Annotated in this window: 13 protein-coding genes; 9 read left to right on the top strand and 4 right to left on the bottom strand. The window is 45.7% G+C overall.

Annotated features, from left to right (window positions below; all coding sequences use genetic code 11):
• Nucleotides 1-16 precede the first annotated feature (16 nt).
• Nucleotides 17-778: a methyltransferase domain-containing protein gene (locus H6F73_RS18130; RefSeq protein ID WP_190760187.1), complete on the top strand. Its 762-nt coding sequence runs from the start codon at nucleotides 17-19 to the stop codon at nucleotides 776-778.
• 135 nt (nucleotides 779-913) lie between these two features.
• Here H6F73_RS18130 and H6F73_RS18125 read toward each other — a convergent pair whose 3' ends face one another.
• Nucleotides 914-1,132, bottom strand: a complete 219-nt coding sequence (locus H6F73_RS18125; RefSeq protein ID WP_190760186.1) for a hypothetical protein — start codon at nucleotides 1,130-1,132, stop codon at nucleotides 914-916.
• Nucleotides 1,133-1,480: 348 nt separating this feature from the next.
• Between H6F73_RS18125 and H6F73_RS18120 the strand changes: the two genes are divergently transcribed.
• The 4 genes from H6F73_RS18120 to H6F73_RS18105 all read left to right on the top strand — a co-directional run bounded on the left by H6F73_RS18120 (nucleotide 1,481) and on the right by H6F73_RS18105 (nucleotide 6,701).
• Nucleotides 1,481-2,161, top strand: a complete 681-nt coding sequence (locus H6F73_RS18120) for a hypothetical protein (RefSeq protein WP_190760185.1) — start codon at nucleotides 1,481-1,483, stop codon at nucleotides 2,159-2,161.
• Between the two features lie 475 nt (nucleotides 2,162-2,636).
• Entirely contained in the window at nucleotides 2,637-4,145 is a 1,509-nt protein-coding gene (locus H6F73_RS18115; protein WP_190760184.1) for an MBOAT family protein, read from the top strand.
• Nucleotides 4,120-5,097, top strand: a complete 978-nt coding sequence (locus H6F73_RS18110) for a hypothetical protein (protein WP_190760183.1) — start codon at nucleotides 4,120-4,122, stop codon at nucleotides 5,095-5,097. The genes H6F73_RS18115 and H6F73_RS18110 overlap by 26 nt, the downstream gene beginning before the upstream one ends.
• Nucleotides 5,094-6,701, top strand: coding sequence for an Hsp70 family protein (locus H6F73_RS18105; protein ID WP_190760182.1), 1,608 nt, complete (start codon nucleotides 5,094-5,096; stop codon nucleotides 6,699-6,701). Before H6F73_RS18110 ends, H6F73_RS18105 begins: the two co-directional genes overlap by 4 nt.
• 334 nt (nucleotides 6,702-7,035) lie before the next feature.
• On the opposite strand, the gene H6F73_RS18100 is transcribed toward H6F73_RS18105, so the two are convergent.
• A complete protein-coding gene (locus tag H6F73_RS18100; protein ID WP_190760181.1) occupies nucleotides 7,036-7,563 on the bottom strand; it encodes a L,D-transpeptidase in 528 nt (175 codons plus the stop codon).
• Nucleotides 7,564-7,746: 183 nt separating this feature from the next.
• Nucleotides 7,747-8,385, bottom strand: coding sequence for a bifunctional 4-hydroxy-2-oxoglutarate aldolase/2-dehydro-3-deoxy-phosphogluconate aldolase (locus H6F73_RS18095; protein WP_190760610.1), 639 nt, complete (start codon nucleotides 8,383-8,385; stop codon nucleotides 7,747-7,749).
• A 141-nt stretch (nucleotides 8,386-8,526) separates the two neighbouring features.
• On the opposite strand from H6F73_RS18095, the gene H6F73_RS18090 reads away from it, so the two are divergent.
• The 3 genes from H6F73_RS18090 to H6F73_RS26660 all read left to right on the top strand — a co-directional run bounded on the left by H6F73_RS18090 (nucleotide 8,527) and on the right by H6F73_RS26660 (nucleotide 11,658).
• Complete coding sequence (locus tag H6F73_RS18090) at nucleotides 8,527-9,375, top strand: DUF2382 domain-containing protein (RefSeq protein ID WP_190760180.1); 849 nt, start codon at nucleotides 8,527-8,529, stop codon at nucleotides 9,373-9,375.
• Between the two features lie 387 nt (nucleotides 9,376-9,762).
• Nucleotides 9,763-10,668 carry a DUF2382 domain-containing protein gene (locus H6F73_RS18085; RefSeq protein ID WP_190760179.1) on the top strand — a complete coding sequence of 302 codons (906 nt, stop codon included), beginning with the start codon at nucleotides 9,763-9,765 and terminating at the stop codon, nucleotides 10,666-10,668.
• 126 nt (nucleotides 10,669-10,794) lie between these two features.
• Nucleotides 10,795-11,658, top strand: coding sequence for a DUF2382 domain-containing protein (locus H6F73_RS26660; RefSeq protein WP_190760178.1), 864 nt, complete (start codon nucleotides 10,795-10,797; stop codon nucleotides 11,656-11,658).
• A gap of 806 nt (nucleotides 11,659-12,464) precedes the next feature.
• Here the strand turns inward: H6F73_RS26660 and purD are convergent.
• Nucleotides 12,465-13,751, bottom strand: coding sequence for a phosphoribosylamine--glycine ligase (gene purD, locus H6F73_RS18075; protein ID WP_190760177.1), 1,287 nt, complete (start codon nucleotides 13,749-13,751; stop codon nucleotides 12,465-12,467).
• 234 nt (nucleotides 13,752-13,985) lie between these two features.
• Here purD and H6F73_RS18070 point away from each other — a divergent pair, with 234 nt between their 5' ends.
• Entirely contained in the window at nucleotides 13,986-14,951 is a 966-nt protein-coding gene (locus H6F73_RS18070) for an NAD-dependent epimerase/dehydratase family protein (protein ID WP_190760176.1), read from the top strand.
• Nucleotides 14,952-15,001: the final 50 nt, after the last annotated feature.

The raw sequence follows: 15,001 nt of genomic DNA, 5'->3' as shown, positions 1-15,001 counted from the left end.
AGCGAGGAAAACCACAATGGAACGGGAAGACAAAATTAAAGAACAGTTTGATCGCGCTGCCGGCGCTTATAGCACGTCGCCAATTTTTGCGAAAGGACACGATCTTAAACTGATGGTAGAAGCCGCAAAACCGGCAGCCGATATGACGGTTCTCGATGTCGGATGTGCAGCCGGCCACACTGCATTTGCCTTCGCACCTCACGTCCGAGAAGTTATCGGGGTCGATATCAGTCAGGGAATGCTTGCAGAAGCCTCCCAGCAAGCCGATGCGCGAAATATTACCAATGTGAATTTCCAAGAAGCGATCGCATCCTCACTTCCGTTTGCAGATCAGCAATTTGATATCGTTACCTGCCGGTATGTTGCTCATCATTTTCCTAGTTTAATGCCGGCAATGACTGAAATGTGCCGAGTCCTCAAAGCCGGGGGACAGTTTCTTTTAGTAGATATCATTTCACCCGAAGAACCGGAACTCGCAGCCTTTATTAACCAAGTTGAATTGCTGCGCGATCCGTCTCACAGTCGTGACTGGATGATCTCCGAGTGGCAGGCAGCAGGAGAAGAGATCGGAATGCCATTAAATGCGATTGCACAATGGGACTTACCGATTGATTTTGCCGACTGGACGGCGCGGCAGCAGACGCCACCCGATGCGATCACCCAACTTGAAACACTTTTAGATAGCGCCTCGCCGGCAGTCCAGTCAGCCTTTTCAATTGTCAAAAAACCTCAGCGTTCATTCCACCTTTGGTCAGTTCTTTTGCAAGGAACGAAATAAAAATCTTTTCCCTTGTTCAAAAACTGAATGATTCGATTTCGCAGAAATCAGCAAAATATCTATTTCTGCCGTCCCTGAAATTCACGCAATTTTGGGAATTTTCTGCTTTCCATGCAATATGACAGCGAATGGGAATTAAGCTTTTGACACCGGCTTCAAAAACAGCCAACTCACAAAGAAGAAAGATGCTGTAAATAATTGCACCAGATCCAAAGCAGATAAATAGCCATCAGAGAACGAAGCAATGCTTCTATCGGTGATGCCAAATACCCAAGAGGAGATGCCTAAAAGCCAAATCCCATTTCGGAGGTTTCCTAAAAAGATTGAGAGTTCGGAAGGTTGCTGATTATCCATGTTTTCCGCCCTTTTTCTTGAAATATCTCGATTAATCAACCGTTTCAAGGGCTTCAGGTCTTGTTCGAGTTCCTTCACTCCCTTTGTAACTTCATGTTAAGAAATGTTTTTTTTGATTGCCATAATTCTAAAGAAGGACTTATGCACGATTTGGCGTCTGTGATATCTACCGAAAGATAGAGTTACTCGCTTTGGCTCAAGACCTTACAAGCACCGCAAATCATCCAGCAAAATCAGATTTGCTGATTTATGGCCGATTTTTGCAGATTGAGCAGCCGGTAGCCGGGAAGCCGGTTGTGAAGCTTTTAAAGTAAAAGAGTAAAGAGTAAGTGTCACCGAGCTAAAACAATGGTGAGAAAAATTACACTTTGGCTGCTGTGGGCCGGCTTTATCGTCTATGCTTTCTTGCTGACTCCGGAACGCCAAGCCGCTTCGATCACGCTGCTGAAGAATTTATTTACCCTTCAGTGGGCTGCAATCAACCCGATTATTCTGTCCATATTCGCTTTAATTGGCATTTTGCTGCTGATTTATAGCTGTGTTCTGTTTATTGATGGCAGAATGCAAAAGATTCCTTTCTGGCCCTTTGTCGCTGCCGGCGCGGGAACCGGCGTGATTGGCTTAATTCCGTATTTGGCGCTACGCGAATCAAATCAAACATTTTCTGGCGACAAGGATGCCTTTCTTAAATTAATGGACTCGCGCTGGACGGGCGTAATTCTCAGCCTCAATACCTTGGCTTTGCTTGCGTTTGGTTGGCTAGCCGGCGACTGGGGAGATTTTGTCAGACAGTTTCACAGCAGCCGGTTTGTCAATGCCATGACTGTGGCGTTTTGCTTGTTCTGCGTGCTCTTTCCCACTGTGCTAGGCGATGACATGGCGCGACGTGGAATTAAGGATCAACCCGTTTTCTGGGCAGTCGCACTGGTGCCACTGTTGGGACCATTAGTTTACTTGTGCCTACGTCCGCCCTTATCGGTTTCTACTGATGCCGGTGTGCGTCAGGCAAGCGCGGCTACGCTATCTTAGTTGGAGTTGAATGACACGTTCGGTCAGCATTTTTTGCCGCAACGTGTCTCTACTCAAACACCGTCTCACAACGAGAGACTCAAGAATGAACAGTTTTCCATACCCCAAGAAGCCTTAAAGTAGTTCCTCTACAACGCCAGGTAGATTTATTTTGACACAGTATTTCTACCTATTTGCTGAGTCGGAAAACAACCATTGACTCTAACATATCTTTCTTCTAAAATATCCTTATAAAGAAAAAAAGCAACGCGGCATTGGCTGGGAAATGTTGGCTTGTGTGTCCTAGCTTTTAGAATACGCACCTTTAACATCTTTGACGTTAGCCGATTGAGGTTAATACTATCACATCTTCACTCAAATAAACTTGAGGGTTTAATTTTTTATTACTTCATGAAATTTTTAGGGTTCCATATTTAAAAAACGCCGAGCTGAGAAATGATTTCACCCCTAGGTTATAAAATTGAGGCGCAACTTTATGTTATTTAATAGCTCAACTTTTATCATTTTCGTTTTAATTACTTTCTTTATTTATTATATTCCCCAAGTTCAAAAAATACAAGTTCCGATCTTAATTGCTGCTAGCTTCATCTTTTATGGTTGGAGTTCACCGGCACTTCTCATTTTACTCCTTGTGTCGATCCTGATTAATGGCATTACTAGCTACAAAGTTGCCAGCGCTTCTCAAACCCGGGAGCGTTTTTTTTGGGCATTGATCGGAGTCGTTGCCAATTTATCGGTTCTCGCTCTTTTTAAGTACGGCGCATTACTTACCAACCTTTCCCTTAAAATCTTTAACGTATCCCAGACACCGGAAGAAGGTTTAATTGCGGTACTTCTACATTTACCTTTACCAATAGGGATTTCGTTTTATACATTTGAAGGAATTAGTTTGGTAGTTGACGTATTTCGTCATCAAAATTTGGTGGCAGCAGGAACCTCGCTGCCGACCCGTTCCTTGGTTAACGCTAATTTGAAAAATCACTTAGTTAACACTTCATTCTTTCTGGCCTTCTTTCCGCAGATTTTATCAGGGCCAATCGTGAGGGCAAATGATTTTTATAACCAAGTCAAGCCTAAGTTTATTCAAAATATCCCTTGGCCGATTGTTTTCCGTTCTTTAGTTTACGGATATTTTTTAAAAATGGTCGTTGCCGATAATTTAAAAGACTATACATTTTGGATTAACTATCCCTACTATCAAGGATTAGGAACCCTAACAAATTTAGTCTTGCTGTTCGGCTACTCAATGCAAATTTTTGCAGATTTCGCCGGCTACTCTTTAATTGCAATCGGTTTAGGTGCCGCCTTTGGTTATACCCTACCGGACAACTTCAATTTTCCTTATATTTCTCGCTCCCTTTCTGAATTTTGGCGACGCTGGCACATCTCCTTATCAACTTGGTTGCGAGATTACTTATATGTCCCTTTGGGAGGTAATCGAAAAGGGGAAGTTAGAACTTACATTAATTTGATGGTTGTAATGACTTTGGGAGGACTCTGGCACGGCGCAGCTTGGAGTTACGCAGTCTGGGGGATTTTTCATGGCATTGGACTGGCATTGGAAAGGTTCTTTTTTGGCCGGCTAAAATCGAGTAAAAAACCTCAAGACGAGTTGCCGGCTTGGAAAAAGTTTTGGATTGATTCACTTCAAGTTTTATTCGTTTTCTGCTTTGTTTCCTTGGGATGGCTTTTGTTTAAATTGCCTCGGTTTGAACAAGCTATGGACTTTTTGATGACTTTGTCTCGAAATATCTGGATCAAGCCGGATTTTAACCATATCCTTCCTGTGTTCATTTTGTCGCTGCCGGTTATCCTGTATCATTTACCTCATTTTCCTACCTTACAAACTTCTCAAACTAAAAGTTTAAATACTGTAAAGACGAAGCGCTGGCGTCTGCTAGAAGACGTGGTGATGGGGATCATGGTGGCACTTTTAATTTTGAATAAGGGGAGCGCTAATGAGTTTATCTACTTCCAATTCTGAAACTGATTCTGTTAATTCTACCTCAGAGATTCATTCTATCTACAGAGCAATAGGCATCGGCTTACTTTTGCTGTTGGGGTATCATGTTTTAGTGAAACAGGGAGTAGTACCGGCAACTTCGGGAATTAATCAGGCGCAACGAAATGTGATTAAAGCGCAAAAATATGTTTACGGAAATCCCTCACCAAAGCTGATTTTAGTGGGTAGTTCTCTAACCGCTAGTATTACAGCCAAGCACATCGGCAATCATGTAATTAATTTAGGGATGGCGGGGGGTTCCAGTCAAACCGGCTTGGAAATTGTGAAAAGAGAAAAATTAAAATCAGCGATTTTACTGGTAGAAATTAACGAAACAATTGAGCGCCAACTCGATCAGCAATTGCTAGACTCGATTTATAAGCCGATGCCACACTTCAGCCAGCTTTATTTTCCCATGTTGCGGCAGGAATACAAGCCCGTGGATATTTTAGTTCAAGCGATTTTTAATGGCTTGAAATCGTCTCAGAAAGAAGAGAAAGACGAGCCGCCGGCACAAACGGAAAACTTCAATCCAAAATTGAAAGAAAAAGTCCTGGCACAAAAAATCAGCGATAAGATGCAGCCGCTATCGGAAGATGAGCAGCAAACCTTAAAAAGTGCAGCGAAATCAATTAAAACTCAAATCGCAGAACTGCAAAAACAAGGGTTACGAATTATCCTCTATGATTTGCCAGGAGAAAAGCAAGTTAAGAACACGATACAGGAAAAACAAATACAACAAATCATGCGAGAAGAGTTTCCGGCAGATACTTATGAATGGCTGCCGGCACCGACTTCTAAAAATTGGGTAACTTCAGACGGAAGCCATTTAGTCAGTTCGGACGCGCAAGCCTATGCTGTTTTCCTACGAGATAAACTACTAAAGACGCCTTTTTCTGTACCTGGCAACACGGGAACAACACAGCAAGAATGACTATCGCTATTGATTTTGGCACGAGCAACACCGTCATCGCTCGCTGGAACCCAGCCACCCAGCAGGCAGAAACACTGAAACTGCCGGCTCTCTCCGTGCAGTTGGCACAGAATCCTCCTTTAATTCCGAGTTTGGTGTATGTTGAAAATGCCGCGCATGGTGAGATCGTTGCCGGTCAGGCAGTGCGCGACAAGGGACTTGACCTCAAAAACGATCCCCGCTTTTTCCGCAGCTTTAAGCGGGGAATTGGCACCGATATTCAAGGATTTCTCCCCGAACTCGATGGCAAAATTGTCACGTTTGAGCAAGTTGGAGAGTGGTTTTTAAGCCAAATTATCGACCAAATGAAAATGATTTGGCCCGATGTCGGTGAATCCCTAGTATTAACCGTGCCGGTGGACAGCTTTGAAGCTTACCGGCATTGGCTGGGTAACGTCTGTCAAAGACTGCCGGTGGAGGTGGTGCGGATGCTAGATGAACCCACCGCCGCCGCTTTAGGCTACGGACTGGCAGACCGGCAGCTTTTGCTGGTGGTAGACTTCGGGGGTGGAACCTTGGATCTGTCGCTGGTGCGCTTAGATGCCGGCGCTAGTGCCGGTTCCAGCAAAAAACCGCTTGGTTTCATTCTCAAATGGGGTGAAAAAACCCTGGCTGAATCTTCCGCACAAAAGGTAAAAACTGCCCGCGTTTTGGCAAAAGCCGGCCTTAATTTAGGCGGAACTGATATTGACAACTGGCTCGTTGATTACTTCGTCGCCAATCAAGGTTTAACGAAAGCTCCCTTAACCACTCGCTTAGCCGAACGCTTAAAAATTCAACTTTCTTTGCAGCGACAGGCGAGTGAAGTTTATTTCGATGATAAAACTTTAGAAAGTTACGAATTGCAACTAGATCGCGCCGGCTTTGAGGAAATTCTTAAAGAACACGAGTTTTTTGAAAATCTTGATGAAGCGATGACTCAAGTTTTGCAACAAGCACGGCGACAAGGCATCGAAGTTTCAGATATTGATGCAGTTTTATTAGTCGGCGGCACTGTTCAAATTCCATCGGTTCAAACTTGGGTGCAGCAATATTTTGATGCTGATAAAATTCGTTGTGAAAAACCATTTGAAGCAATCGCAACCGGCGCTTTGCAACTCACTCAGGGCATAGAAATCAAAGATTTTCTCTACCACAGTTACGGCATTCGCTACTGGAACCGGCGCGAAAACTGCCACAGTTGGCATCCATTAATTCAAGCCGGCCAGTCTTACCCCATGAGCGACTCGGTAGAATTAGTCTTAGGTGCTTCTGTGGAAAATCAACCGAGCATTGAATTAATTATTGGCGAATTAGGCGCACAAACCGGCGGCACAGAAGTGTATTTCGACGGGGATCGTTTAGTCACGCGCAATTTAGCAAGTGGTCAAACTGCAGTGCAACCCCTCAACGATAAAGAAGGCGCACGCAGTATCGCTAAATTGACGCCTCCCGGCTTTCCAGGCAGCGATCGCGTCCGAGTTCAATTCCAAGTTGATGATCGGCGCTTCCTCAAAATTACGGTGGAAGACTTGCTCACCAATCAAACTTTATTGGAAGATAAGCCGGTTGTCCAATTAAGTTAAAAATCAGACTAAAAGCTGAGATTAATTCCCCTTAAGGGGCGATGAATAATCTCAGCTTTATTAAAGCTTTGAAGTTAACAAAAAGTGTCTGATTCAATCGGCTTTTGATCCGACAGATGCTTCGCCTTGTCCCTCAAAGCTGGTGTTGGGTTCGCTTCTACTGAGCTTTTGATCCGACAGATGCTTTGCCTTGTCCCTCAGAGTTGGTGTTGGGTTCGCTTCGCTCAACCCAACCTACTCAGCTTTTGCTATTAGCCCGGAAATTAATTTCCGGGCAAGCTTGCTAGGTGCTGTTGAAATTACTGCAAAATTTCAGTTAACCGCACGTTGCAATTTATTTGTGCACAATAATCGGCGTTCCCACATCTGCCCAGTTAAATAACCATTCTGCATGATTAACTGCAACGTTGGTGCAACCATGACTGACGGGAGTGCCAAACTTGTTATGCCAGTACGCGCCGTGAATTGCGTAACCGCCATAATAATACATGGTGAAAGGCACATCAGGAACGTCATAGTCGTCCCCTTGCATTCTGGCAACCCGATGCTTGGTTTGAACGGCAAACGTGCCGGTAGGAGTGGGGGTTCCGTCTTTGCCGGTGGAAATGACGATGGCGTAGACGCTTTTATCACCTTCCCAGGCAACTAACCGCTGCTTTGCTAAGTCAATTTCAATCCAGCGCTGACTAGATTCTTGGAGATTTAAAATAGCGTTCGCAATTTTATTATGCTCAGCATCTGCAAAGGCAGGCTCTGCTAAAAAAGGAGCTGACCAAGCACAAAAGGTAGAAACAATTAGCGAGGCACCGGCCCAGAATGTGCCTGATCGACGCCACCAAGAAGAGTTGTTTGTGCTATTCATCGTTTACCACTCCTGGGATTTTAAAACTGTAAAGCTTCTCATCTGCCTTTCCAGCATTTAACTACAAATGCTTACCTGCTAATTTCGGCAAATCTGGAGAATTTCTTTGGATAAGCTGTTAAGCCGGCAAGCACCCTTTTAAAATTATCAGCGATCCATTATTAATTAGCAATTAGCCAACCGCTAGCCGCGCTTTAAGCTTTGCAAAAGGTTATGCGCCCGTTGTGCGATCGCCTCCCAATCTCGCGCCGCCACCCATTGTTTGGGAAATAAATCGCCGGCTAAACCCACCGCCACCGCACCGGCTTCGATAAATTCTCTGGCATTGTCTAAGGTGACGCCGCCGGTGGGAATCAGGGGAATGTCGCCGAGTGGTCCCTGCAAGCTTTTAATATAGCCGGCACCCCCTACCGCTGAAATGGGAAACACTTTCACCGCGCCGGCACCGGCTTGCCAACCCCTGACAATTTCTGTGGGGGAAAGTGCTCCTGGCACAATCGGGATGCCGGCAGCAACTGCCGTCTGAATCATCGCCTCCTCTGTGTGAGGTGTGAATAAAAATTGAGCGCCGGCTGCGATCGCTTCTTTTGACTGATCGCAGGTTAACAAAGTGCCGGTGCCGATCGTACATTCTGGCAATTCGGATCGCAATTGGGCAATCAGTGCGCCGGCGCGATCGCTATTCCAAGTTATTTCAATTAAACGCATCCCGCCGGCGGCAACTGCCTTAGCCAGGTGGCAACCAAGTTCCATCTGGGGGGAACGAATCACCGCAATAGCGCGATGCTCTTGCAACAGAGTTAACCAAGGAGAATCGAATATGTTCACAGTTTGCGATAGACTCAGTTTTTTGCGAGCGATATTTTAAAATATCAGCCTATTAAATCAGTCTCTAGGGAGAGCGAGTCGGGGCACTCAAACTTTTATATTTTTCTTATATTAATAATTTGCGGGGATAACAGCATGGCTCTGGTCAAACTGGAAGACTTTTATCCCAACTATCGCCAAAAAGTTTTAGGCGGCAAAGACATTCAAGCGTTTGATGTGTATGCAGGGCAGACGGATGAAAAAATCGGCACCGTTTGCGATGATGTCGTCGATCTAACAGGCCGATTCCGCTATTTGGTAATTGATACAAGCAATTGGGGCATTGAGAAAAAAGTTTTGATACCCGTTGGTTGCTGCCGGCTCGACAATCGCACACGACGCGTTGATGCCCTAGGTATTCTTAACAAAAAGCACATAGAAGAATTACCAGAGTATGCTGATGGTATCACCGTTGATTACAATTATGAAGATTCTCCAAATCAAGTTACGCTCCCACCAGAGAATTCGCCCAAATTTGAAGGCAATCAATCCACCCTTCCTCCTAAAAAAGTAAACCTGCCGATCTCTAAAGTCAATCAACCGGAAAATCAAACGCTTCACCTCTACGAAGAACGCCTAATTGCTAATAAATTTTGCCATCAGACAGGGGAGATTGTTATTGCCAAGCGCGTAAAAGCCAAAACTGTTGAAGTTTCAGTGCCGGTTGAAAAAGAGCGAATAGTGATTGAAAGAACAACACCTACAGATATCAGTTGCGTGATGCCGGCTAATGAAATTGCCTTCCGCACCGGGGAAGTTCTCCGCATCAAAATTTATGAAGAAACCGCTGATATTCACAAAGAATTCTTTGTGCGTGAACAAGTCACGATTAAAAAAGAAGTTGAGCGCCACACAGTAGAGGCAACAGCAACCTTAAGGCGAGAAGAGTTAGAAGTGAACACTGAAAGCTTGGCTGCCGGCGAAGAAAACCCCAAAGCATTTTAATACTTCCATGTAGTAAGCTAGGTTTTCAATCAATGATATCTGCTGACTGAATCAAAAATTTAAATACTAAAAATAGCCATCTCTTTTTGTAACCTGAGATACATAACTTTCATGATTATGTAAAGCATCTAGCGTAGAGATTAACCATTATAACCTGATTTGTTTATAAAATACTGCGGCGCTACAGTTAATTGAAGGGCCATTTTTCTATTAAAATCTATTAAAAATTTTTAGACTCGTGATTTATATTTCTTAATAATTTATCCTGCTACTTTAGGAAGATAACTCCCAATTAGTAATTTTAACCTTTCTTACCTGAGGGAGATAACTAATCCCTAATAGTTTCCTAGGATGGTATATGTAGATACAGGGAAGGAAAAAAAAGTTATGGCTCTTGTAAAATTAGAAGATTTTTACCCCAATTACAGAGACGAGATTTTTGGCGGCGATGATATTAAAGGCTTAGATGTCTACGCCGGCACATCAGAAGAAAAGATTGGCACGATCCATGATGCATTAGTGGATGAGTCAGGACGCTTCCGCTATTTAGTCCTAGACACAGGTTTCTGGGTGTTTGGCAAGAAGGTGTTACTGCCTATCGGTTCTTGCCGCATCGATTATGATGCACGGCGCGTTTACGCCACCAATCTGCTGAACAAAGAACAAGCAGAAAGACTACCTGCCTACGACGAACTACAACCGATTGACTACGATCACGAAGAGCAAGTCAGAGACGTTTATCGCGCGCCCGCCACAACTGCCGGTGCGACTGCCGGTGCGACTGCCGGTGCGACTGCCGTTCAACCGACTGCCAACACCAATGATCGTGACACCTACACCTATGATCGTGAACCGGCTCTCTACAATATGAACGAGCGCGATCATGCAACCTTAAGACTGTACGAAGAACGCCTAATTGCCAACAAAACTCGTCAAAAAACAGGTGAAGTTACAGTTGGTAAGCGCGTTGAAACTGAAACAGCACGCGCTTCTGTGCCCATCGAAAGAGAGCGTGTAGTGATTGAGCGCACAACGCCGACAAGTAGCACTCCTGTTGCTCCGGGTGATGCAAACTTCCAAGCCGGAGAAGTGGCACACATGGAAGTTTACGAAGAAATACCAGACATCCACAAAGAAGCCTTTGTGCGCGAAGAAGTCGGTGTGCGTAAAGAAATCGAGCGCGAAACCGTTGATGCAGAAGAAACCTTGCGCCGCGAAGAGTTAGATGTTCAAGCGGAAGGCCGTACGATTGTAAACAAAGGCCCTGAAGATTCCGGCAATCGTAGCATTTAAATAGCCCTTAACCACACATTCGGTAAGGCAGTTCTTTAGCTGAACTCAGGAATTAACAACCGTGCAGGCGGAGCGCATTTTTAGCTCTGCCTGTGCTTTTCAATAAAAAATAAGGAAACCGGAAAAATGGTAAATCAAGCACCCGAAACCAATGCTCGGCTTAAGAGTATGGTAGAAAAACTGACAATTCAGTTAACAAATTTAGCGGTAAGAGACAATCAAGGACTATTGGTGGGTCAAATAAAAAATGTTAATCTCGCTCCCAGCGGCCAAATTAATTTAGTGGTCGCTGATCTGACGACTCAGCAAAGTTCCCGCTTGTTTCTGTTAAATAGCAAGCTCATCCAATATATTGATTACGCGAATAAATCAGTCTTTATAAACCTTACTCCCGCTCAAATTGAGCAACTACCTGAATATAGATCGCTCCAGACATCAGAGATCACTCCTTCAGACCTTCCACCTCGACCCATTGACCAGCCACCGGCATCATCTGAAGCAACCCCACTTCAGATGAATACTCAAAGCACAAACGAACATTTAATGCATGGGTCTGAAGGTTTGCCAGAAGTCGTGGCAGAACACGAAATTCGCTTGCTAGAAGAGCGGCTGGTTATTGACCGCAGCAAACAAAAAATTGGCGAAGTTATTGTTCGCAAAGAAGTTGAAACTCGGATAGTTGAAGTTCCAGTTCGACGCGAAAAACTTATTATTGAACAAGTTGGGCCAGAACACAAACAACTGGCTGAAATTGATTTAGGGCAAGGAGAAGTGACCGGCATCGAGTTGCTTGACGGCGCGGTTTCTGATACTCAACCCGTTATCAAAGGTGAATTTAATTCTCCAGAAGTTGCCAGTAAAATTTTAAAAGCGATTGCCGACCGGCCTAATCACGGATGCGCGAAAGTGCGGATAGAAATTGTGATGGAAGATGCAGAACTTCTGCCAACGTACCAGCAGTGGTTAACTCGCTACTCCGATAACGCTTAAGATTGCCCTCAACCTTACCTTTGCCTGATCTGTGTAGCTCAACGATTCCAATGAGCCAATTTGCACAAGGCTGCGCCGGCTTGTAACTGAAGGGAAGCGCGAGTTTTGCATTCTGCCGGCAGCGCTTAGTGAGCGATCTCTTCCCTTCCTTCATCGTTCGATTGGGTGTGCCGAAAAACAAAAAACGCCCAACAACTGGGCGTATCCATCAGGGTGCATCTATGTTTTAAGTCTAACCCCTCAGGGGTGTAACCCAGCAGGCTTTGTCAAAAGTTTACGTTATTATGAAATCTTCGTAAATTACAAGCCGGCAAAGGTTCGTCTCAGCCAAACCAAACGCCGAAAATAAAAAACGCCCAAAACTGGGCGCGTCCATCAGGGTGCATCTACATGAATTCAATTTAGCACTTGGGGGGTCTAACCCCTCAGTTGCTTAATAAAACTTTACAAATAAGCGGGAAATTTGGGTGCCGGCTGGATTGGGTGTAAAAAACGCCGAAAATAAAAAACGCCCAAAACTGGGCGCGTCCATCAGGGTGCATCTACATGAATTCAATTTAGCACTTGGGGGGTCTAACCCCTCAGTTGCTTAATAAAACTTTACAAATAAGCGGGAAATTTGGGTGCCGGCTGGATTGGGTGTAAAAAACGCCGAAAATAAAAAACGCCCAAAACTGGGCGCGTCCATCAGGGTGCATCTACATGAATTCAATTTAGCACTTGGGGGGTCTAACCCCTCAGTTGCTTAATAAAACTTTACAATCTGGGGGCAGATGAGGAATTCTCTGCATTTCTTCCCCTCTTCCCTAGCCCTTGTGCTCTCTGACTCGATAGCCGATATCACGGCGGTAGTACCGGCCTTCAAATTGAACGCACTCCACAGCCGCGTAAGCACGGGCAAAGGCATCGTCAAAGGTTTCGCCCGTAGCAGTGACGTTCAAAACCCGCCCGCCATCTGTTTGCACTTCATTGTTGTTGAGTCGGGTGCCGGCATGGAAAACAGTCGCGCCTTGGGCTTGCGCGGCATCAATGCCGGTGATTAAGTCACCTTTTTGATAATTGCCGGGATAACCGCCTGCCGCCATCACCACACAGGCAGATGCCCCCGGTTTCCAGCGCACCGGCACCTGATCAAGTTGCTGCTTCGCACACGCCACCATCAAATCTTCCAGAGGCGTCTCTAGCAGCGGCAAAATTGCTTGGGTTTCCGGATCACCAAACCGGCAGTTAAATTCCAGCACTTTGATGTGGCCCGTATTTGTAATCATCAAGCCGGCATACAAAACGCCCCGGTAGTCAATTCCCCGTGCTTGCAGCGTTGCGAGTGCCGGCTGCAAAACTTGCTGCTGAATTTGCTCCATTAACGCTGGCGTCACTAGAGGTGCCGGTGCATAGGCTCCCATGCCGCCCGTATTTGGCCCTGTATCGCCCTCGCCAACCGCTTTGTGATCTTGAGCCGGCAGCAAAGGAATCACAGTTTTGCCATCTGTCAGCGCCAAAACTGAAACCTCTTGTCCCGCCAAAAATTCTTCAATCACCAAACATTCGCCGGCTAGCCCAAACTGACCGCTAAATGACTGCTCTATTGCCGCCTGAGCCTCCTCAACCGTCGCCGCAACCGTCACCCCCTTGCCGGCAGCCAGTCCATCTGCCTTCACCACAATTGGTGCTCCTCGCTCAGCGACATAAGCAAAAGCCGCCTCGGTTTCCTCATCCGTAAACACCGCCGACTGTGCTGTAGAAATTCCAGCTTCCAGCATCAAACTCTTCGCCCAAGATTTGCTCGCCTCAATCTGAGCGCCGGCTTGAGTGGGGCCAAACACCGTTAAATTCTGCTGCTGCAGATAGTCCGTAATTCCCATTGCCAAGGGCAGCTCTGGGCCAATCACCACTAGAGAAACCTCATGTTCCAAAGCAGCGCGTTTAATTCCCTCAAAATCATCAACCGTCAGGGGCAAATTCACACAGCGATCCATCGTCGCCGTGCCCCCATTTCCCGGAACACAAACCACCTGCTGAACTTGCGATCCTTGCAGTAGCTTCCAAGCGATAGCGTGTTCACGCCCCCCATTGCCAACAATCAAAACCTTCACGTTAGTCCTCTGCCCGATCAATTTAAGCCGCCAAGCTTGCGCCGCAGGCCGTTGCACTCTATCATCCTATGCCATTGCTGATTTCTTCTTACATTCCTAGTAACAGTTCTTTGGCGCTTAGCGTTTCGCTGCAATTTTTTATGAAAAAGTGATAAATTCTCCCAATCTCTCTTTGTCAATCTTTCCTTCTCAAGCGCGACCCTGCACCTTCAATACAAAATGGTTTTAAGGTCTATGACTACAAGTATCGTCACCGGCGCGGCTGGTTTTATCGGTTCTCATCTTGCTGAAACCCTGCTCAATCGCGGCGAGCGGGTAATCGGAATTGATTGTTTCACCGATTACTATGACCCCACCTTAAAGCGCAAAAATATCGCTTACTTAGAAGCTCACCCAAATTTTGAATTAATTGAAGGCGATATTCAAACCTTGCCCTGGCCGGCACTGTTGTATGATGCCGAAGTCATTTACCATCAGGCAGCCCAAGCCGGTGTTCGCGCCAGTTGGGGTGAAGGTTTCCGCCTCTACACCGAGCGCAATATTAACGCCACACAAGTAATGCTAGAGGCAGCGAAGGACGCAAAAAACCTCAAACGGTTTGTATTTGCTTCGAGTTCTTCGGTGTATGGAAATGCAGAAACCATGCCAACCAGTGAAGCCGCTTGTCCTCAGCCGGTTTCCCCTTACGGAATTACAAAATTAGCCGCTGAACGTCTGTGCTGGCTATATTACAAAAACTTTGGTGTGCCCACTTGTGCGCTGCGTTACTTCACCGTTTATGGCCCACGCCAGCGCCCAGATATGGCATTTCATAAATTTTTCAAAGCCGTTTTAGAAGGAGAAGCGATTGCTATTTATGGAGATGGCCGGCAAACGCGAGATTTTACCTTTGTCAGCGATGCCGTTGCCGCGAATTTAGCCGCAGCCACCGCGCCGGCAGCCATCGGCGAAGTCTTCAATATCGGTGGCGGCAGTCGTGTTGCCTTAACAGAAATTATCGACACCATCGAACAAATTGCCGGTCGTCCCGTTCACCGAAATTATGCAGAATCAGCCATCGGCGATGCACGTCACACCAGCGCCGATGCCTCCAAAGCCCAGCAAATCCTTAACTATCAACCAAAAGTTTCCCTGTTTGAAGGTTTAACCCACGAATGGCAGTGGATTCAAGGATTGTACGCATACTGCTCACATCCTTAAAAATCGCAGATAAACGCAGATAAAATCCAAATTTATCTGCGTTTATCTGC

The organism is Microcoleus sp. FACHB-68 (assembly GCF_014695715.1).
Taxonomy (GTDB): domain Bacteria; phylum Cyanobacteriota; class Cyanobacteriia; order Cyanobacteriales; family Oscillatoriaceae; genus FACHB-68.
Note: the sequence above shows the minus strand (reverse complement) of the source record. Positions and strands in the feature narration are given on the sequence as shown.

What these genes read in the sequence shown, in the direction of transcription:
- H6F73_RS18070 (WP_190760176.1), top strand. Translation starts at nt 13,986, where the DNA reads ATGACTACAAGTATCGTCACCGGCGCGGCTGGTTTTATCGGTTCTCAT.
- H6F73_RS18085 (WP_190760179.1), top strand. Translation starts at nt 9,763, where the DNA reads ATGGCTCTTGTAAAATTAGAAGATTTTTACCCCAATTACAGAGACGAG.
- H6F73_RS18090 (WP_190760180.1), top strand. Translation starts at nt 8,527, where the DNA reads ATGGCTCTGGTCAAACTGGAAGACTTTTATCCCAACTATCGCCAAAAA.
- H6F73_RS26660 (WP_190760178.1), top strand. Translation starts at nt 10,795, where the DNA reads ATGGTAAATCAAGCACCCGAAACCAATGCTCGGCTTAAGAGTATGGTA.
- H6F73_RS18125 (WP_190760186.1), bottom strand. Translation starts at nt 1,132, where the DNA reads ATGGATAATCAGCAACCTTCCGAACTCTCAATCTTTTTAGGAAACCTC.
- H6F73_RS18105 (WP_190760182.1), top strand. Translation starts at nt 5,094, where the DNA reads ATGACTATCGCTATTGATTTTGGCACGAGCAACACCGTCATCGCTCGC.
- H6F73_RS18100 (WP_190760181.1), bottom strand. Translation starts at nt 7,563, where the DNA reads ATGAATAGCACAAACAACTCTTCTTGGTGGCGTCGATCAGGCACATTC.
- H6F73_RS18130 (WP_190760187.1), top strand. Translation starts at nt 17, where the DNA reads ATGGAACGGGAAGACAAAATTAAAGAACAGTTTGATCGCGCTGCCGGC.
- H6F73_RS18115 (WP_190760184.1), top strand. Translation starts at nt 2,637, where the DNA reads ATGTTATTTAATAGCTCAACTTTTATCATTTTCGTTTTAATTACTTTC.
- H6F73_RS18120 (WP_190760185.1), top strand. Translation starts at nt 1,481, where the DNA reads ATGGTGAGAAAAATTACACTTTGGCTGCTGTGGGCCGGCTTTATCGTC.
- H6F73_RS18110 (WP_190760183.1), top strand. Translation starts at nt 4,120, where the DNA reads ATGAGTTTATCTACTTCCAATTCTGAAACTGATTCTGTTAATTCTACC.